Raw genomic sequence first — 20,118 nt, 5'->3', positions numbered from 1 at the left:
CACCTATTCGATTATCGTATCACGATGATTTTTATGAATTAATGTCGCATAGTACCCTGCTCCAAAGCCATTATCAATGTTCATCACGCTGATTCCAGGTGAACAAGCGTTAAGCATGGAGAGTAGTGAAGACAGCCCCTGGAAGTTCGCACCGTATCCAATGCTTGTCGGCACAGCTACGATCGGATTACTTATCAAGCCTCCAACCACACTCGTAAGTGCGCCTTCCATCCCAGCAACCGTAATCGCAACAGTTGCGTTCTCGATCTCATCTAGGTGATGAAAAAGGCGATGGATGCCTGCCACACCAACATCATAAATTCGTTTCACCGATGCTCCGAACGCTTCTACAGTCACAGCTGCTTCTTCAGCAACTGGCAGATCCGATGTACCTCCACAAACAACAGCGATGTACCCACCATACAGAACTTCAGGCTCCTCTGGATGCTTCCAGTACAGCGTTCGTGCAGCATCGTTGTATGTAAGATCATCAACTTCATTCATAACAAGCAATGCCTTCTCAGGCGAAATCCTTGTCGCTAGAACGCGATTAGTATGTCGCTTAAGTGAAGATAGGATGTCAATCATCTGTTCAGGAGTCTTTCCCTCTCCATACACGACTTCAGGAAACCCTGTTCGCTCTTCTCTCTGATGGTCGACCTTCGCAAACCCGATATCTTCAAACTTCGAAAGAAGGTCCTTCGCTTCATCAACCTCAAGACTCCCTTCCTTCACACGCTTTAGAACGTCATCTACGTTCTTCTCTCTCATAGTGAACCACCTCTTCTTCAAATTGTAGAATGTTCAACTTCTAGAACCTTGTTCATGCTTCCACTCTTGTATCCATCAAGATCGATCGTCACATATTTATATCCGAACGACTGCAGTTTCTTTGAGATGCTGCGGTGATTATCCATTACCATCTGCATATCCTTCGGCTCAACTTCAATCCGCGCCATATCTCCATGTGTTCGAACACGAACTTGTCGAATACCAAGACTCTTCACATAAGCTTCTGACTTATCGACCTTCGTCAATTTCTCCTGCGTAATCTCTTCACCATACGCGATTCGAGAAGATAGACACGCGAACGATGGCTTCTCCCACGTCGGGAGATTCAATGCTTTGGAAAGTGTACGAATATCTTCTTTATAAAATTCAGCTTCTTGAAGGGGACCACGAACGCTATGCTCTTTCGCAGCACGAGCTCCTGGACGGTATTCACTCATATCATCAGCAATCAGCCCGTAAACAACATTCTCGAATCCCTTTTCTTTCATAATCGGCATCACTTCTTCAAACAAGCCGTTCTTACAGAAATAGCACCGATTTTCGTCGTTTTGGGTATACCCAGGAATCGCAAGTTCAGACGTTTCGATTACTTGATGATGAGCACCGATCAGCACCGCAAGCTCCTTCGCTTCTTCTAACTCACTGCTCGGATACGTCTCTGAATCGGCCGTCACCGCAAGAACGTTCTCTTTTCCGAGTTCATCGATCGCTACTTTTAATAGGAACGTACTATCGACGCCGCCAGAAAACGCGACGACTACACTCTTCATGTCACGTAAAATCGCTTTCAAATGTTCATATTTATGTTCTAACACCAGTTCATCCCCTCTCCTGCTTATGAAACAAACACTCACCGTCTATCTGTAACCGTTTTCAATAGTGTTATAAAAAAATGTTGCAAAATAAGTCGGTTCAATTCTTCAAATCCTAAGTAGATTCTAACCCTTATGCATTTTGCAACACTTCAATTATAAACCAATCAATGTAGAAAGTAAAAGGGTAGACAAGTAGATTATGATCTCTACATGTTAGAATACATATAGAAGTTAAGTACAGTTATTCATACGATAAGCTGCTTAACAATGAATATTCACTTAAGAGGAGCTGTTAGCAATGAGTCAAAAAGGCTGTCTCAAATGCGGAAGCACAGATGCTGGGCAAAAAGAAGTGGCGATGACCGGTGCAGGAGTAGCCAAATTCCTTGATGTCCAGAACAATAAGTTCAAAGTAGTCTACTGCAAAAACTGTGGGTACTCTGAATTTTATTCGAAAGACGCATCAAAAGCCGGGAATATCTTGGACTTTTTCTTCGGTGGCTAAGCCAGCACGGTCTAAGCTTACAAATAAGAATGCCTCACCTAAAAAAGTTCCCGATCAACTAATATAACGACATGTGGGGTGATTTCTCTGAAAGATTTTTTCAACCGATTCATCACTTCAAACACCGCCGGAAGATTACATATCATTTATGAAGTCACACTTGCTTCCCTAGTGGTCTATTCCATCATCGTCGATACAAACTACAGCTTAGACTGGTTCATCTGGGGAATCTTAGTGATCGATTATGTTACACGTTTTGTGGTGAGTAATAATAAGGTAGAATTCGTCAAAACCAATGTACTAGAATTAATTGCGATCATCCCACTCGGCGAAATCTTTCAGTCCGCACGATTGATCCGGCTCTTTCGTGTTTTGCGCTTACTTGCGATCATTAAGAAACGGAAGTCGTCCTTGAATGAAGTATTCAGCCGATTAAACGTAGACAGATACATCATCCTTCTCATCGCATCCATGTTCATCGCCTCCTTGCCGATGGTGTGGTTAGAACCAGAATTCGAGCACTATGGAGATGCACTCTGGTGGGTCATCGTGACGACTACGACTGTTGGCTACGGAGATCTCTACCCTGTCACAGGTATTGGTAGAATCATCGCGATTTTCTATATGCTTGTTGGGATATCATTGATCGGTATCGTGACAGGTACTGTTGCCTCGATGATTACAAAACGGAAGAAGGTGCTCCCACCGGAACTCACCTATGTTCATAACAAAATTGATGAGTACCCAGAGCTTACCGATGAGGATTACGAAGAGATTGTGCGGCAGATAAGGAAGATGAAGAAAGGATAGGATAACGAACTAAGTAGTTCAGTTTTAGAGCATAAAAAGTGAGAATGCATAGATAATTGAGCATCAAATTTTTATTTGATGCTCTTTTTATTGTTATGTTGGGCTTGCTGTTGACCGAATATGAAAATATCTTAATAACTATGACTAATCACAAAATCAAATCACAGAGTTGCTTACAATATATACATAATACCAAATACCCGTAGCGATAAAAAAGACCAACAATAAAACTGTTCCAACCACTTTAAAATACTGTTTCATCCAAAATCCTAAAGTGAACAAGAAGTAATACACACTAAAGTTCACGACAAAATGAAGGACATTGCTCTTGGGTTCAGACGACCATATCAATGGTGAAAAGAGAGGTTTTGATAACATGTCAAATGTAAGAGCTGTACTTCTCATCCCCGTCTCTATACCGTATGTACTTACTTTCAAGAGAAGATTTCCAAGAAGAAACAGGATGGAAAGAATGAAGATCCATAGTGTAAAATTTGTTGTTTGTAGGACTGTTTTTCTAAAAGCACTCTTCTCTATCTTAATCGCTTTTCTTAGAAACACTAAATCCAGTCCCTTCTTAGTAAAAAATGGAAGGTAGATCCCTTTCCCTTCCATCGATTTTTTCATTGTGTTGAACTATTCAATCGTATTGACCGGTTTAATGGCACCTTGTTCAATTCTCTATAACCACTTTTCGTGTACACTTTTATCTTTGCATAACCGGCTTGGCTGGTTTCTGCTTCATATAGCGGTTCTCCAGACCTCGCATTGAAAAATTCTCTTACTATATGAGAGCCCTAGGAATCATTCCTCCATTATATGCCTTATAATATACATGTCCTTTTATAACCCCGCCCGTTCTTCCTTTATACTCACTTGGAATCTGCAGAATTGTTTCAAGGAATTTTTCTTCGATTACTTCTAATGTAATGCTTTGATTTTCAACAGGTATATAACCACTCTTACTGATTAAAATACAATATTCCTATTCTCACCTGATTCGACTTGAATCCCATAATTCCCTTGTTCATCAGACGATCCAAGAGATTTTTCGAATTTGGTGGTGAGCGTTGAGAGAGCTAATTGATGCACTCTCAATCGGATGGTTTGAAACAGCATCTTTAACATGACTAGAAAGGGTAGCCTTATCATCCATCCCTACTTTTTAGGTACACAAAACCACCAATAATGTTATACTATAAATTAATTAGTACATCACATTTAACGAACAAAAACGAATAGTGTGTTATATTGTTGAATTTTAACGTATTTTGTCGCTACATAGCACCCAAGGCGCTGAATTTTAAAAGAGAAGGAGTTTGATCGTGACGAATAAAGAGACCGTATATGTCGTATCAGATTCAGTCGGAGAAACAGCTGAAATTCTAGTAAAGGCTGTGGCCACACAGTTTTTCGGGCAGGAAGTCTATATTAAGCACTTTTCTTATGTAGAAGACAAACAGGATATTAACAATGTCATTACTGTTGCGAAGTACAATCATTCGATCATTGCGTACACCATCGTTTTAGAAGACTTAAAGCACTATTTAGACGAAAGTGCCGAAGCGGAAGACGTGATTGCGGTTGATTTAATGCAGCCACTCTTGGACGCATTCACCCAGAAATTTAATATGCAGCCTCAACGTCAACCAGGTCAAATGCGAAAGCTAGATGAGAACTATTTTAAACGGGTGGAAGCGATTGAGTTTGCGGTGAAATACGATGACGGGCAGGAAGTCTGGGGACTCAAGAACGCAGACATCGTTCTCGTTGGGGTATCTCGAACATCGAAGACTCCTCTCTCGATGTATTTAGCCAACAAGCAATATAAAGTAGCGAATATCCCGCTCATTCCAGAAGTCCCACCTCCAGAAGAACTTTTTAACGTACCGAGGAAAAAATGCATTGGACTCATGATTTCACCTGAGAAGCTATATGAAATTCGAAAAGAACGATTGAAGAGTCTCGGATTAACGAACTCAGCCAATTATGCATCACTCGAACGAATTTTTGATGAAATGACCAGCGCTGAAAACATTATGAAACGAATCGGATGTCCTGTGATCGATGTTTCGAATAAAGCGATTGAAGAGACAGCTGATATTATCTTATCCATCATTCAAAAAAGGGAGAGTTTGATATAAATGGACAACAAATTTGTATTCCTATTTGATCATTCGAAAAACGGCGGCAAGGAACTTCTTGGTGGTAAAGGAGCAAACTTAGCGGAAATGACCCGCATCGGGTTACCCGTTCCGTTTGGTTTTACGATTACGACAGATGCTTGTAAAGACTATTACGATGCAGGAAAGGCCCTCTCATCTGAAGTCAAAGCTCAAGTATTAGAAGCCCTTACGAAACTTGAAAACAAAACGGACAAACAATTTGGAAATCCGATCAACCCGCTTCTTGTCTCTGTACGTTCAGGAGCCGTTCATTCCATGCCAGGCATGATGGACACCGTTCTTAACCTTGGAATGAACGATGATACTGTAAAAGGTATGGCTGAACTAACGAACAACCCTCGTTTCGCATATGATTCGTACCGTCGCTTTATTCAAATGTTCAGCAGTGTTGTGCTCGATGTCGCTCACTACCATTTTGAACACCATTTAGAAGACTACAGGGAAAGTAAAGGCTACGAATCTGATACAGAACTATCAGCCGAAGATTGGAAAGTCATCATTGAAGAATATAAATCCATCATCCGTAAAGAAGCGAAGCAGCCTTTCCCTCAAGATCCAAAGGAACAGCTTTTCCTTACAATTGATGCGGTATTTGATTCTTGGAACAATCAGCGTGCCATTCTGTATCGTCGCCTTCACGATATTCCAGGTCATCTTGGGACAGCTGTTAATGTTCAAAGTATGGTATTTGGAAATATGGGAGAAGATTCGGGTACAGGAGTTGCGTTCACACGCAACCCATCTACCGGTGAGTCGAAGCTTTACGGAGAATACTTAATCAACGCGCAAGGCGAGGACGTCGTTGCAGGTATTCGTACGCCTCAACCGATTTCCACCCTACAAAATGAAATGCCTGATGTGTTTCAACAATTTGTCGAGACTTGTAATCTATTAGAAAACCATTACAAAGATATGCAGGACATCGAATTTACGGTGGAAAACGGAAAACTGTTTATCCTCCAAACACGCACAGGGAAACGAACGGCTCAGGCAGCGATTCGAATCGCGGTTGAGATGGTAAAAGAAAAGATTATGGATGAGCGAACGGCCCTCCTACGCGTCGATCCTGATCAGCTCAGTCAGCTTCTGCATCACAGACTCGACCCTGACCATAAGAGCAGTGTGTTAACGACAGGCTTACCAGCTTCCCCAGGTGCAGCGACAGGTACCGTTGTCTTTGATGCGGATGAAGCTGAGGTACGAGCAAAGAATAAAGAAAAAGTTATCCTCGTTCGTCCTGAAACAACACCTGATGATATTCATGGCATCGTGGCATCCCAGGCGACCGTTACGAGCCGCGGAGGCATGACAAGTCATGCGGCGGTTGTCGCGAGAGGGATGGGTAAAGCGTGTATCTGTGGATGTGATTCATTGAAAATCAACCTAGAGGCAAAACAATTCATGGTAGGAGCAACGACGGTTCATGAAGGGGATACGATTACGATCGATGGTTCAACAGGTCACATCTTCCTCGGTGACATTCCGATGATCGAACCTGAGCTATCCGACGACTTCCTCATGCTGCTTCGCTGGGCAGATGAAGAAGCAACGATGCACGTAAGAGCCAATGCGGATAACCCAGTCGATGCAAAGAAAGCACTCGATTTCGGCGCAAAAGGAATCGGCCTTTGTCGTACAGAGCACATGTTTATGGATGCGTCGCGTATTCCTACAGTACGCGATATGATTCTTTCTGAAACGACTGAAGAACGGAAGGCTGCGCTTGATAAACTCCTTCCTATGCAGCAAGAGGATTTCGAGGGAATCTTTGAAACGATGCAGGGTCATCCGATCACGGTACGTTTATTAGACCCACCTCTACATGAGTTTTTACCAGACAAAGATGAACTTCTCGTTGCGGTGACAAAGCTTCAACTAACAGATCCAGACTCAGCCGAGCTAAAAGAGAAGCAAAATCTTCTACGAAAAGTAAAAGTATTAGAAGAATCAAATCCGATGCTAGGACACCGCGGCTGTCGTTTAGGAATGATTCACCCTGAAATCTATGAAATGCAAGTGATAGCGATCTTTAATGCAATGTCGAACGTAATGAAAAAAGGAATAAGTGTGAAACCCGAAATCATGATTCCACTCGTCAGCCATGTGAACGAACTAAAAGAAATGCGTCAACTTGTGCTCAACATAGGGAATAGACTTCAAGAAGAAACAGGTCAAGATTTCGACTACCTGATCGGAACGATGATCGAAACGCCTCGTGCTGCCCTAACAGCTGACCAGGTTGCCGAAGAAGCAGACTTCTTCTCTTTTGGAACGAACGATCTCACTCAAACAACGTATGGATTTAGTCGTGATGACGCTGAAGGCAAGTTTCTCCAACATTATGTGGAAAACGACGTTCTACCGAAAAATCCATTCGTCTCACTCGATCAAGATGGTGTTGGTAAACTAGTCGAAAGTGGCGTGAAGCTCGGCAGACAAACGAAATCAACCTTGAAAACAGGCATTTGTGGAGAGCATGGCGGTGAGAAAGAATCGATTTCTTTCTGCTTCGAGCTCGGACTCGATTATGTAAGCTGCTCACCTTTCCGCGTTCCTTCCGCAAGACTTGCAGCTGCACAGGCTACAATTCGTCATGAGGAGAGCAATCGAAAAGAACATCAGTATAATTAATATCGAAAAAAGGAGCACTTACTAGCAACTAGTAAGTGCTCCTTTACTTAGTGGGTTTCGCTGAGAATCACCTCTCAAGCTCCCCTACCTCCTCAACTAACTCTTCATACGTTAACCCTGTTACGTCTATGAAACTACTTTCAAAATCACCTGACTCACTCGTCGCTTTAATAATCTCTTTAATCACGTCTTCACCGTTCTCTTCAATCACATGTGTAACGGCGAAGTAGCTCTGCCTATATACGTCTGTCATCTTTCGCTTCCTTGCATCCCGCCACTGTTCGTGCGTGCAGAGTTGGTCGAACGGGACGAGGTCAAAGTTCCATGGTTCTACTGTTGTCCCGTCGTTTGCTATGTAATCTGCCACCCCTTCTTGAAACCATAAGGGATAAGAATGAAGCCCGTGTCCAGCCATTTCTACTTTTCTATCAAATGCATAATGCGTGTATTCGTGAAGAATTGCCTGTTCAAAGAAATAAGCCGCCCCTTCGTTCCGCTCTAAGATTCCCTGTTTATCATCGACTCGTACACCTATGAGCATCCCAAAGTTTTGATAGTAGCCACTCACATTTTCTAGATCACTCATTCTTTCAAATTCTTCTTGATCACTAAACAGGAGGAGATCGACGTTTCTTTCCTTTATTTCACCTAATAGTTGCTCGTTTAAAGATTTCGCTTTATCAAGTGTTTCCTCCATTACTGGGAAAAGGTCAGTATCTTGATCATCAACATAAACCGTTACGTTTCCGTACGCCATGCTTTCTTTCGTGCTCTTCGCTTCTTTCTCGGATTCTCCCTCATAGTTAAACGTTAAGACCGTTTCGACAGCCTGAGAATAAGAAACAGGCTCACTTGCTTTATATTCTAGAAAATGATCTAACAGGATAACCGCTACTAAGACGAGCAACAGAAAGAGTGAAAGAATACTTGAGATGACAATGAGCGTTATTTTTACAGTTGGCTTCATAGGTTACCTCTCGTTCATTTTATCTCCTTAATCGTACCATAAAAAGGGACAATTCTTATGTAACATTCAATAAGAGGATGCATTTAAAGCATCCTCCTTTATATTGCTTCTACATAAAAATACGGGTACGAAAACTTGTCCCTCTGTCCGATCCAATCTCGTATAAAAAGGATAGGTTCAGTCCATAGTAACAAAGTCTACATTCATTTGTTTGAATGGTTCCAGTAAGGGAAACTTATTTCAATACCCATCACTCACTAACAACAAATCGGGAGGTTTCATACATGAGTAAAGCAGCCATTATTACAGGTGGAGGTAGTGGATTAGGAAAAGCCACTGCCCTTCGTTTAGCAGAAGAAGCAGTGAACATCGCTGTTGTCGACATCGATGAAGAAGGTGGAAACGAAACGGTCGACCTCGTGAAAAAAGAGGGGGCGGATGCAGTCTTCATCAAAGCGGACGTTTCAAAAGTGGAAGAGGTCAAGAACTATGTGGACAAAACCGTTGAGGCGTTTGGATCGATTGATTACTTCTTTAACAATGCTGGGATTTCTGGGAGCGGTGAATATTACCTCGATACAGAAATCAGTGAAATTGAGAAGATCGTCGGCATCAACCTCATGGGTGCTCTCTACGGAGTTCGCTATGTCGCAGAAGTAATGTTGAAAAATGGCGGCGGCTCCATCGTCAATACCGCTTCAAGCGCCGGTGTAATTGGACAGGATTCTGTTGTCACGTACTCTGCGACAAAGCACGGCATTATCGGGTTAACGAAAAGCATGGTCGCTGAGTACGCGAAAGACGGCCTGCGCGTAAACGCCATCGCTCCAGGTCCAACAGAAACAAAGATGGTAAAAGAATTCTACGACAACAATCCGAAAATGAAAGAAAATGCAGAGGCCGGCATTCCACAGAAACGCTTAGGTACACCAGAAGAAGTAGCTGAGCTCGTCGCCTTCCTTCTCACATCAAAAGCACAATATATCAACGGCGAAGTGATTCGCATTGATGGCGGGTTTACGAATACGAAGTAACTTAAAAAGAGGATGCCATCGCGGCATCCTCTTTCTCTGTTTCAAAATTTTATTTCGCATACGTCTCTTTAATAACAGGTACCGACAGTGCACCTAGCACAAGCAGGATACCTGAAATCAGAATCATGAACGGCATTGATGATCCGATCAACGGGAATAGAACGAAGCTTAATAGTGACGCGATAATTTGCGGCAAGCAGATACTTCCGTTAAACAGGCCAAGGTATGTACCCATGTTGCTTCCCTTCAACGCGTTCGTCAAGATTGTGAACGGGAACGTCATCATCGCTGCCCATGCGATTCCGATCAGCGTGAATGAGAGCACCAACGTCCATTGATCTCCAATGAAGAAGACGGACCCAAATCCGATTCCACCGAGCAATAAGCTGATCGCGTAGTATGGCTTTCTCTGGTTGTTCGGAATCTTTGAAAGGACGAGCGACCAAACAACTGCGCCGATCGATTGAACCGCTGTCATAATTCCGAACCAGTTCCCTGCTTCTTGATACGCGGGGCTAGACGGATCACTTGTATTCCACACGTTAAGCGCAATTGCGCCTGTTCCGTATGTCCATAGATACTGGAATCCCATCCAACAGAACAACTGAACGAGCGTGATTGTCCAGAACACTTTTGGAGCGCTTCCAAGTAATTTGAAAAGGTTTACTTTTTCCTTCGTCGATTCCTTCGTAATGCCATGATACATCGCATACTCATCCGGATCATACTCACGGACTTTGATGACCGTGATCAAACTACATACGATGAGGATCACTGCACCAGCGTAAAATGAAATGACAACAGACTGTGGCACGACTCCTTTTGGTGCACTATTCGATACACCAAGCAGCGTTAATCCAAACGGAAAAATACTCGCAAGTACTGCCCCACTGTTCGATAGGAAACTTTGAATCGAATACGCAAATCCTTTTTGTTCCTTGTTGACCATGTCCCCTACCATCATCTTAAACGGCTGCATCGCCATGTTGGACGAGAGGTCCATAAACAGAATCGCAATCGCACCGAACGTCATCGCCGTAACGGCACTAAATCCAAAACTACCGGAGTTTGGCAATAAACACATCACGATGACCGCAACTACCGCTCCAACTAAAAGATACGGAATTCGTCGTCCGAGCCTCGGCATCCATGTCCGATCGGAGAAGTACCCTACTAAGGGTTGAACGATTAACCCTGCCAGAGGTGGAAGGATGAAGAAGATTCCTAAGTTATGTGGATCGGCACCGATCGTTTGGAAGATCCGCCCCATGTTGGCACTTTGTAATGAAAAGGCCATCTGTACACCTAAAAACCCGAAACTGATCAACCAGATCGTAGTGATCGGGAGGAATGGTAATTCCTTTTGATAGCGTTGCTCATTGGTTTGTTCTACTGTTTCTTCTAGCATGATTACCTCCTGTACGTGCACGAACAGCTGCGAAACGAAATGTGTTTATTATAGATTTGTGCAATCGCTTGCATTAAAGATTAAAAAAGTAGCTTAATTCCACATTGATCGACTGACTGCGTGCAATGAATCTATCCTTTAGCTTCACTGGAAAATTATACTTTCACAGTATATACCAAAGCACAGCAGTTAAGCAACCGTTTGCACAAAATTTAAATGTAGAACTCAAAAAAAGCATATTAAAGGTGCCAAGCCCACACCTGACACCAGAACCGAACTATTACTTTCTCTCAAATCTCAGAATCGCTTTGATTACTTGATAGGTTTTCGAGATCTCATCAATCGTTCTTAATTACATTTAGACGATAATAAATTGATGTAGTTATTGTTTACAATACTAAATACTTGAATCTTTGGTGATTCCGTATGTCTTCAATCTGCTCTTTATTACCGACAAGCTTACACAAAAATGGGCGGCTAGCTGCTTATTACTATAATGAGGGCGAAGCCTTTCCAATTCATCTTTGTCTACATAGAAACCAAACCTACGAGGGAGGTAATTGTACCCTTCTATAAAATAAGGCATGAATCTTTCCGGTAAGTTTGGCTGTATGGGGTTTCCAGGATTTAAAAAAGGGCTTATTAATGAGATTAATTTTGCATTCATTGTAGATATGAACTTACTATTATCGTTTCCCTGATAGATTTTATTGTTATATGAAAGCAAATTTGAGACATGCTTAAGCTTTTCCTCATCACTACAGCGTAATGTAAGTTTCGACCTTTTATGGTCAATTCTTCCTTTCGCAGCAATAACTCCAAGAAGGAATGTAGATTTAGGCGTCAGGGTCTCAAACAATGTTAAGTCAATATCTCCAAATCGATCTACGTAATTTGTATTGTATAACTGTATCATTTTTTTCTTCTTTCTTTCCATACCAAAGTTATTTAAATTATCTCCGTACAACCATAAGACAAACTGTTTAATTTTATTTAAGTCACTGATTTGAAATGTATAATATGGGCTTTGTCTACTTTTTTGGCTAACCCCTATTTTATATTCTTCTTTCATGTAGCTGCCAACAGTTCGGGATAACTCTTGGATAAAAGGCTTGGAGGCACCGCCGATACTAACTTTTTGTCCTCTTTCTTTCCCAATACTCACACTTCCATCCCCATCAAATACTCCTCGAATAAAATCGCTCATATACTTAGAGGGGATATGTGTAGGAAATTTTATCGTTAATGATTTATTTTTGACTACTCCGTATTGTGCAAAGATTGATACAACATCTGGATGTGTGATACCAATGGAGTAAGAGATTGAATAATTAGGGTTTTCCTTACTTAGATCTCTTTCTCTAATCGGCAGTTGATAATCAATAATATTAACAATCCATTCGATCACTTCTTTATCTTTTAAAGCAATAGAGCAACAATTCTTGCTTACATTTCCATCAGCTGCCCATAAGCCTAATATATAAAATAAATCCTTTGAAGGTTTTTTAAAGAATTCCAATTTGAATGGCAATTTTTTATCATGGTAGAGTCGAGAGTATTCTTTCTTGCTTCTAATTCGTATTTTATAATGTTTCAATGCCCTAATAATAGAATTGTGACTAATTCCAGTGGTTTTTGCAATTTCTATTGTGCTCATTTTCATTTCGATATAATAAAAATTTAAATCCTCTCTTGTAAGTTCGTTTAGCGCTCTAAACCTTCTCTCACCACTAGATATAGCTTTCAATTCATAGCGTTTGAATAATTTGCATATACTGGCATAATGGACACTATATTTTTTTGCAATTTCTCGTTGTGTCAGCCCTTGATTGTAGTGAAGTTCCTTTAAATCTTCTTTACTAATCTTTAACCTTAAATCATTCGGCGATAAACTCACCTTCATTTCCTTTTGGCTTCGTCGAGGAATTTGATAATTTTTCATCAAATTATGAACAGTCATATCCGTAACATTATATTTTTTAGCAATTTTTCTAATTGATAATTTCTCTTCGTGGTATAAACAGTGTAGTTGGTCTTTGGTAAGAAGATCTTTTAGGGCCATACTCTCCCTCCATTTTGGTAAGATGCACTCTTAACAGCTACAGTCGTGACATCTAAGGATTACAACACCACTTCTTCCCCGTACCCCATCACCAGAACCTTCGTATTCGTTCCCGCCAACTCATGTGCCAGCTCATCATCTCTCCCCATCATGCTTTGAACAACAGGAAACGCATCTAACAATTTTTCTAGCGTTTCAGGCTGTGCAGCTGATTCTTTTGTCGGAAAGGTATGACTAGGAATCACCGTCTCCACATTCAATAGATTTTTCACCGCGTACGCTGCTTCCTTAGGTCCCATGGTAAATTGACCGGAAGATGACAGAATCGCGATGTTCGGTTCATACACATCCTGGATCAGCTTCATATCCATCATGAGCGCGGTATCTCCTGAATGATAGACGGTATGGTCATCTGTAAAAGTAAATACATAACCTGCCGACTCCCCAGCATATATCGGCGTTCCTTCTGTTTCCTTGTAGCTCGAAGTATGCTTCGCCTGTACCATCGTTGCTGCCACATCATCTAGCTGAAGCGTTCCACCGAAATTGAGTGGGTAAGCATTCTGAACACCTTCTTGCATCAAAACCATCGCAAGTTCATATTGCGCCACTACGGTACACTCCGGATTATGTACAAGCACTTTCTCAAGCCCGCTTGCATGATCGAAATGCCCATGCGTCAAAAACACCGTATCGATACTTTTAATAAATCCCTCAGTTTGATAGGCATCCGGACAACCTGGATTCATATCAAAAAAAGGATCGACCAAATACCGCCTTCCACCTTTACTTGTGAACAAGTACATCGCATGACCAAGACGAGTGAGTTTCATACAAATTCCTCCTTTGATTCATACCTTCATACTGAAAATCCCATTTCACTTAATAAAACTTCGGTGTGCTTCGATCTAAACCTTCCATCAAGTCATAATAAAAAACGCTCAATTTTCTGAGCGTTCCTGGATCGTCCTTTAGTGATTTGTTTGTTCCATTAAATATGAAAATAAAATACAACAACTACTTCTTCTTCCTCCGGAAACTACTAATCGCTAGAAAGAGCACAAAGAAAACAGCAATCCAGAAAGCAGTATCCACGCTACCCCACCTTTTGATCGTTGATTTACTTTTTATACGATTGAAAAAGGATTTCGTTTCATCACTTCATCAGCTTCTCTAAACTTTCTTACCTTCTAAGAAGACTTCTGTGGTTCTTTTAGGTAAAATACAGTATGACAAGTATTCATAAATTACCGGAAAAAGCCTACTGAAAAGGGGGATTACCAATGCAATACGAGGTGGACACACCAGAACAATATTTCGAAGCGCTAGCAGATGATTGGAGAAAAGAGAAGCTGATGAAGATCAGACAGTTCATTTTACAAAACGGACCTGAACTTAAAGAAGGCATTCAATACAAAATGCTTTGTTACGGAGATGAGTCGTTCAATCTCTTTCATTTAAACGCACAGAAATCTTACGTTAGTCTGTATGTAGGTAATGTAGAGAAAATCGAGAATGCCAAACAGCTCCTTAACGGGTTGGACTATGGTAAGGGCTGTGTGCGCATCAAAAAATCTGTGAAGTTAGAAGAAAGTGGCCTTGAGGATTTTGTGAAGAAAACGATTGAAACATGGAAGGCTGGCAAAGACGTATCTTGTTAGTTGTGTAGAGCTGCAGCACTAACGTCGGATGATACCGAAGAGCCTGGAATGGCACCATGCCTCCAGGCTCTTCTTTTTGGATTGGTCATAAGTAAAACTTCTCTAGCTTTCACTCTCCATCACAACCTCATCTATCACCATCTCATCTACCCACTCCGAAATCGTTACCGGCAACTTCCCTTTATACACCGGATCATTTGAGTGATAACGAATCACATCATCGTCCGTCACAGCAGCATAGACATACTCCTCGTTGATCATGATGATTCCGCCATTTGAAGCGGCGATTCCTCTCACAAACCCTTTTTTCACTGTTGTTTCGAGGCCATCGGTATCTTCAACTTCCGAATAGACATTGAAATTACTTAAGTAAAGCTCATAGTCGTCCCCTACCACTTCTCTAAAAAGGTGATCTTCTTCTTCAGATAGAACGCCTTGCTCGATTAGATCTGTCTCGACCTTCATATCCCCTCGCTCATACTCTCCGTTGAAGAACGTTCCGACTCCACCCCAGCTCATGCATTCATCACTTTGTTCGATCGTGATGAGGTCCTCTGAAAAATGAAACGTAAGCTCACAATCGATTTCGGATGTCTTGAATGTTGCACTGTCCCCTGAAATCACCGCCTCCCCTTCCATACCCCCAACATTCGCACCTGCGATGACATTCAGCGTGAATCGAAAACGCTCTTCCGTTACGTCTATTATGTTGAGATGTCCCGTGTAATGGAGGATGTTTCGGGTCCACTTGCCTGTTAAGTCACTTGGCTTTACTTCAACAGCTGGTTCTAAGGTTTCCTCCGCTTCCTCTTCCACTCGCTCATTTTCCTCGACCTCAGACACCGCAGGTACTGATTCATCATCTAAAAACTGATCAACCGCAAACCCTCCCACTCCAACTAGTACAACAATAAGCAAAACAACGAGCGTTTTTTTCAACGACCACTTCCTCCTTCCACCATAGCTCTATTAAAGCTATGTACCTCACCAACGAAAATGCAGGTCTCATGGATTCAAAGGATAAAATAGTTCTTTATACCTTTCACCTCCATTACCTGTTTTACAAGTACCAGTATGTTTTGTAAGATGAAAGCTACTTCCATGGCAAAAAAAAGATGGTCCGGCATAATGCCAGACCATCTAGTTCATATTTCCTAACTTATCTATTGCTTTCTCCCTAAACGCTCGATCTTCCACCAACGCCTTCAAAAAATCATGAAAGACATTTCGAATCCACAACAACTCATAACGCTTCTCATCTTGGATGAACACCGACAGCGCGACAGAATCTTCACCATTACGATGATACAGCGCCGAAGTAAGCGTAAACGCCGTGGATCCTCCCTTATACCAGCGTCGCTTTCCGCTCTCCTCTGCTCCTTCAAGAATGCGGTCAATCAATTTCTTGTCATCGACCGGTAGGAACATAGGGACAGGTGAGTTATACCAGCAAAGATTGAATTAAATATTTACCTCATCGCTTTCAGCTTTTAGTGGGAAAGAACCCTATCCCTTGGACTCTCTATTCTCCCTGACTCTTCTCTTTGATATTCGATGCAGAGATGACACAACATATACTAATAAGGCCTTCGATGCTTATCTACGTTTCACTTTCGCCTTCGATACATATTGGATCCGGTACCTCCAAGTGTTTCATGCTTAGATCTCTTACTATCAGAGTTTGGCGAGTAGGGATATGTATATTCGTCAGCATAATAAAAATCTCTTTGTCGTAATTCAGCAATTGAGAGACCTTTTTTGTTAGTTCGCTTTTTTTTATGTATTTGACTTGTTAATGAATTTGTTTTACTCATTTTGTCTTTTCTCACACTAGCTTGTGCCTCATAAACGATAATAGATTTGTAATACTTCATTGACATATAATTTTTTACTGTGAATTTTACGTCATCCATAGAAAGGTAATATTTTATAACCTGAGAACCACTAACCTTCGAAATTGAATCTATATCAATAGTTCGCTTAATAGAAATGTCAAAACCTCTGTTGTGGAAAACACATGTAAGATTCTCTCTTTCAAAGTTTTCACTTTGCTTAATTAAATTACTTGAAATTAATATGTTGAAATGTATTTTTTGGTTCTTGTTTTGTTTTTCAAGGGTCAGATTGTAAAAGGTTCCAACTACATCCAACTTCCCGATTTCAATATTCTGAACCTTGATTCTGTGAAGAAGTGTCCCAGGTCTTAATAATGAGGTATTGACCATGATTTTTAGTTTAATTTCTTTTGACATGACATGATTACACCCCACATAAAAAGTAATAAGTATTTAACATAAGATTTCTAGAAAAAGTTTCTTGCGCACGAATAAAAATTCATTCTCAAGCAAAGGGCGCTACTTTCCACCTAGAAATGATACATATATTCCCATCGGCAATTATCACATGAATGTTTAGAGTTTTTTTCAAAATTTATACTGTTTTTATGGATTGTGATTGCTAATTCTTCCCCTTCTAATCCTATAAAAAGATGCTCTTGCATCTGCTAGAACATCTTTTTATTATCCTTTTATCTGATAGGTCTATTAATGGTACTTCTTACAAATCCTGTATCTACCTTGGATCTAGCTCCTATTTTATAGTAAAATGTTTTATAGATATACTTTTATATTAAGGGGTCTAAAGGATGAAAATTAAAGAGAAAGAATTAGAAATACTGAATGAACTATGCAAAGAAAATAATTTAAACACAAAAGGTGTTTATCAAATTATTAGACAAGCTGAAAAAATGTCTTATGAAAATGTTTCTGATCGAGCTCGTCGAAAAGAATATAGTGATTTAATAGACTTTCATTTAAGAAGGGATAGCTAATGCTTTTAAAGAAGCTCGTTTTTGATAACTATAAAACTTATTATGGACTTCAGGATGTAGATCTTTACATTCCGCCTGAAGAACGTGAAAAAGGCAAAAACATTATCTTATTAGGTGGTTTGAACGGAGCTGGGAAAACCACTATTTTAAAGGCCATTTTGTATGTCTTGTTTGGTAAGAGAGGCATATCGGAGAGTGAACACAAGCGATTGTTCTCAAACGTCATTAATAACACATTCTTTGAAGAAGGCGGTCGTTCTTGCTCTGTTACATTGGTGTTGGAAACCGACCAAAAAGAAGAATGGGAATTAAAAGTACGTTGGGGCTTTGACTATCTCAAGAGACTGACTCACGAAGAGCGTTCAATTCTCGTTAAAAGACCAGGTATTAGACAAGGTAAAAAGGTACAAATCGATAACATTGAAGTGTATAACCGATTTATCGATAAGATAATTCCTTATCATTCAGCTCCATTCTTCATTTTTGACGGTGAAGAAATCAAAGATATCATTTTAAGACAAAACAGCAGCGAAATGACTGAAGCTATCCATAAAATCACTGGTATGCAAGCATACAACCAGTTATTAGATGATTTAGATAAGATAATACGCAGTCTTGAACAGGACTTGTCTAGGTCAGTAAGTAAATCAAAGCTTTCAAACATTAATAACGAACTTGAGAAAGTTGAAGAAGAAATCAAGACTTTACGGGAAAAGAAAGAAACAAGAAGTAAAGAACTGGATGGACTAAAGAGTCAGATTGAAACAGTGAAGAATCAACGTAACAATAAACTGAAAAACAATTCTAGATCAAGAGAAGAGTTAATCAAACGCCAATCATCGATAGATGCTAAGTTACAAAATATGAAAACTGAGTTTCGTAACCTTTTCTTGAATGAAGGCGTCAATACCATCCTTAACTCGAAAATTAACACGTTAAAAAAGCAGTTAAGAAATGAACAAGCGTTAAAAAACAAGCGAGTAATCGCAAGCGCTTCCCTTACGCCTTACCATGACTTTATTAACAAGTTATTGAGTGAACCAATTGACCCTCCTCTAAATGAACAACAATTAAACCAAATCAAAGAAATTGGTGAAGGCATTTGGATGAAGGACAATGACATTAAGGAAGTCGAACAAGAAGCAAAAGAACTTCACGACCTTTCTACTAATACATTTAACTACCTTACTAACATTCAATCGAACAGCTCAGAGAAATATTCCTCTAAGCTTACAGAAATTGATAGGTTAACAAATCAGTTGGAAAGCTTGGAATCTGAGCTTAGGAACGCTCCTGAGTCAGTAGATATCTCAAATGAGAACAAACAAATCGACGATTTAACCAGGTCCCTTGGTGAAAAAGAAGTTCTATTTAAGTCTACCAGAAGAAAATTAAAGGTAGCTACTGAATCAAGAACTGCATTAACAAGTCAGCTTACAAAGCTTAAGGATCAAGGTAGTGATTATGAGGATGTAGTCAACCAGCTTGAGACAGTTAAGAAGTTATATAATGTAGTCAGTGGTTATATCGAGAAAATGACAGAACTTAAGGCTAATTATATTAAAGAAGAATTCAGCAATATGCTAACAAAACTCTTCCGGAAAAAAGACGAATTTGGAAAGATTGAATTCGATATTCGCTCTTATACTGTTAAGTTATATAGTGATCAAATGCAGGAGATCAGTATTCAGGATCGCTCCGCAGGAGAAATGCAAATGATTTCTTCTGCACTTATCTGGGCATTAACAAAAGCATCTGATTTGTCTCTTCCGATGGTAATTGATACACCACTTGGTCGATTGGATAGTTTCCATCGAAACCATTTGATTAACCATTATTACAAAGAATTAAGTGAACAAGTCATTATCTTATCTACAGACACAGAGATCACAAAAGACTATGTTGACTTCATGAAAGAACATTCTCACAAACAATATATGCTAGATTATGACGAAGATAAAAAGTACACGGTCATTCGAAAAGGGTACTTTGACTTAATAAAGGTGTGAATATAATTGGGTAACAAAAAACTGAGCTTATCTGGGACTGGCAAAGAAATTCTTGATCAACTTTGTGATCAAATTGATATTGACCGTCCACTTGGAATCAACTTAGCTATTGCAAAAGGAATATCCAAAGCTAATGGACATGTTTCCAATGACTTTAAAGACAACAAACCAAAATGGACCATCCCCGAAAACGTCATAAAAGGGAAGCAATTCCTCTTATACAAGCATCTAATTATCCAGGAACTTTCTAAACCGTTAAATGACGACGAAATTCAAGAATACTTATTAGTTTTCATTGAATCTGGATTGAGAATCATTAAAGCCGAAATTGATGACCTAACTTCTATGGAAGATTATCAAATAACCATACTAAATTAAAAAAAGTGTCTCATTAGTGTAGAAACTAAT

At 40.3% G+C, this 20,118-nt stretch carries 20 protein-coding genes; 9 read left to right on the top strand and 11 right to left on the bottom strand.

Going from position 1 to position 20,118, the window contains the following annotated elements:
* Positions 1 to 3: 3 nt before the first annotated feature.
* Complete coding sequence (gene larB / locus LCM09_RS08310) at positions 4 to 771, bottom strand: nickel pincer cofactor biosynthesis protein LarB (RefSeq protein WP_224880545.1); 768 nt, start codon at positions 769 to 771, stop codon at positions 4 to 6.
* Between the two features lie 17 nt (positions 772 to 788).
* Positions 789 to 1,607 carry an ATP-dependent sacrificial sulfur transferase LarE gene (gene larE, locus LCM09_RS08305; protein ID WP_224880543.1) on the bottom strand — a complete coding sequence of 273 codons (819 nt, stop codon included), beginning with the start codon at positions 1,605 to 1,607 and terminating at the stop codon, positions 789 to 791.
* Between the two features lie 298 nt (positions 1,608 to 1,905).
* Between larE and LCM09_RS08300 the strand changes: the two genes are divergently transcribed.
* Positions 1,906 to 2,112, top strand: a complete 207-nt coding sequence (locus tag LCM09_RS08300; RefSeq protein ID WP_224880541.1) for a zinc ribbon domain-containing protein — start codon at positions 1,906 to 1,908, stop codon at positions 2,110 to 2,112.
* Positions 2,113 to 2,190: 78 nt separating this feature from the next.
* Entirely contained in the window at positions 2,191 to 2,922 is a 732-nt protein-coding gene (locus tag LCM09_RS08295) for a potassium channel family protein (RefSeq protein WP_224880539.1), read from the top strand.
* 156 nt (positions 2,923 to 3,078) lie between these two features.
* On the opposite strand, the gene LCM09_RS08290 is transcribed toward LCM09_RS08295, so the two are convergent.
* Both LCM09_RS08290 and LCM09_RS08285 read right to left on the bottom strand, forming a co-directional pair.
* Positions 3,079 to 3,549: a hypothetical protein gene (locus tag LCM09_RS08290; RefSeq protein ID WP_224880537.1), complete on the bottom strand. Its 471-nt coding sequence runs from the start codon at positions 3,547 to 3,549 to the stop codon at positions 3,079 to 3,081.
* Positions 3,550 to 3,891: 342 nt separating this feature from the next.
* Positions 3,892 to 4,050, bottom strand: a complete 159-nt coding sequence (locus LCM09_RS08285) for a hypothetical protein (RefSeq protein WP_224880535.1) — start codon at positions 4,048 to 4,050, stop codon at positions 3,892 to 3,894.
* Positions 4,051 to 4,247: 197 nt separating this feature from the next.
* Here LCM09_RS08285 and LCM09_RS08280 point away from each other — a divergent pair, with 197 nt between their 5' ends.
* Positions 4,248 to 5,066 (top strand): pyruvate, water dikinase regulatory protein, encoded by an 819-nt coding sequence (locus LCM09_RS08280; protein ID WP_224880533.1) that lies wholly within the window; start codon positions 4,248 to 4,250, stop codon positions 5,064 to 5,066.
* Positions 5,067 to 7,739, top strand: a complete 2,673-nt coding sequence (ppdK, locus tag LCM09_RS08275; protein WP_224880531.1) for a pyruvate, phosphate dikinase — start codon at positions 5,067 to 5,069, stop codon at positions 7,737 to 7,739.
* A 67-nt stretch (positions 7,740 to 7,806) separates the two neighbouring features.
* Here ppdK and LCM09_RS08270 read toward each other — a convergent pair whose 3' ends face one another.
* Positions 7,807 to 8,706, bottom strand: a complete 900-nt coding sequence (locus LCM09_RS08270; RefSeq protein WP_224880529.1) for a collagenase — start codon at positions 8,704 to 8,706, stop codon at positions 7,807 to 7,809.
* 284 nt (positions 8,707 to 8,990) lie between these two features.
* Here LCM09_RS08270 and LCM09_RS08265 point away from each other — a divergent pair, with 284 nt between their 5' ends.
* The gene (locus LCM09_RS08265) at positions 8,991 to 9,740 is read left to right on the top strand and encodes an SDR family NAD(P)-dependent oxidoreductase (protein WP_224880527.1); all 750 of its coding nucleotides are present in this window, start codon (positions 8,991 to 8,993) and stop codon (positions 9,738 to 9,740) included.
* A gap of 49 nt (positions 9,741 to 9,789) precedes the next feature.
* On the opposite strand, the gene LCM09_RS08260 is transcribed toward LCM09_RS08265, so the two are convergent.
* From LCM09_RS08260 to LCM09_RS08250, 3 genes are all read right to left on the bottom strand, one after another.
* The gene (locus tag LCM09_RS08260; RefSeq protein WP_224880525.1) at positions 9,790 to 11,148 is read right to left on the bottom strand and encodes an SLC45 family MFS transporter; all 1,359 of its coding nucleotides are present in this window, start codon (positions 11,146 to 11,148) and stop codon (positions 9,790 to 9,792) included.
* Between the two features lie 397 nt (positions 11,149 to 11,545).
* The gene (locus LCM09_RS08255; RefSeq protein ID WP_224880524.1) at positions 11,546 to 13,210 is read right to left on the bottom strand and encodes an LAGLIDADG family homing endonuclease; all 1,665 of its coding nucleotides are present in this window, start codon (positions 13,208 to 13,210) and stop codon (positions 11,546 to 11,548) included.
* Between the two features lie 59 nt (positions 13,211 to 13,269).
* Complete coding sequence (locus LCM09_RS08250) at positions 13,270 to 14,043, bottom strand: metal-dependent hydrolase (RefSeq protein WP_224880522.1); 774 nt, start codon at positions 14,041 to 14,043, stop codon at positions 13,270 to 13,272.
* Between the two features lie 450 nt (positions 14,044 to 14,493).
* Here LCM09_RS08250 and LCM09_RS08245 point away from each other — a divergent pair, with 450 nt between their 5' ends.
* Positions 14,494 to 14,871, top strand: coding sequence for an iron chaperone (locus LCM09_RS08245; protein ID WP_224880520.1), 378 nt, complete (start codon positions 14,494 to 14,496; stop codon positions 14,869 to 14,871).
* A 102-nt stretch (positions 14,872 to 14,973) separates the two neighbouring features.
* Here LCM09_RS08245 and LCM09_RS08240 read toward each other — a convergent pair whose 3' ends face one another.
* From LCM09_RS08240 to LCM09_RS08230, 3 genes are all read right to left on the bottom strand, one after another.
* On the bottom strand, positions 14,974 to 15,810 hold the full coding sequence (locus LCM09_RS08240) for a hypothetical protein (RefSeq protein ID WP_224880518.1): 837 nt from the start codon (positions 15,808 to 15,810) through the stop codon (positions 14,974 to 14,976).
* Between the two features lie 201 nt (positions 15,811 to 16,011).
* On the bottom strand, positions 16,012 to 16,299 hold the full coding sequence (locus LCM09_RS08235) for a hypothetical protein (protein ID WP_224880516.1): 288 nt from the start codon (positions 16,297 to 16,299) through the stop codon (positions 16,012 to 16,014).
* A 179-nt stretch (positions 16,300 to 16,478) separates the two neighbouring features.
* Positions 16,479 to 17,123 (bottom strand): hypothetical protein, encoded by a 645-nt coding sequence (locus LCM09_RS08230; protein WP_224880514.1) that lies wholly within the window; start codon positions 17,121 to 17,123, stop codon positions 16,479 to 16,481.
* A gap of 392 nt (positions 17,124 to 17,515) precedes the next feature.
* On the opposite strand from LCM09_RS08230, the gene LCM09_RS08225 reads away from it, so the two are divergent.
* The 3 genes from LCM09_RS08225 to LCM09_RS08215 are packed head-to-tail and all read left to right on the top strand — an operon-like array spanning position 17,516 to position 20,088.
* Entirely contained in the window at positions 17,516 to 17,701 is a 186-nt protein-coding gene (locus tag LCM09_RS08225) for a hypothetical protein (RefSeq protein ID WP_224880512.1), read from the top strand.
* Positions 17,701 to 19,710, top strand: a complete 2,010-nt coding sequence (gene dndD / locus LCM09_RS08220; RefSeq protein ID WP_224880510.1) for a DNA sulfur modification protein DndD — start codon at positions 17,701 to 17,703, stop codon at positions 19,708 to 19,710. The genes LCM09_RS08225 and dndD overlap by 1 nt, the downstream gene beginning before the upstream one ends.
* Positions 19,711 to 19,716: 6 nt before the next feature.
* Positions 19,717 to 20,088 carry a hypothetical protein gene (locus LCM09_RS08215; protein WP_224880508.1) on the top strand — a complete coding sequence of 124 codons (372 nt, stop codon included), beginning with the start codon at positions 19,717 to 19,719 and terminating at the stop codon, positions 20,086 to 20,088.
* The last annotated feature ends 30 nt before the right edge of the window (positions 20,089 to 20,118 follow it).

Source organism: Guptibacillus algicola (assembly GCF_020171805.1).
GTDB classification, from domain to species: domain Bacteria; phylum Bacillota; class Bacilli; order Bacillales; family Guptibacillaceae; genus Guptibacillus; species Guptibacillus algicola.
The sequence above is the reverse complement of the archived record's forward strand: the minus strand, read 5'-3'. Positions and strand labels throughout refer to the sequence as shown.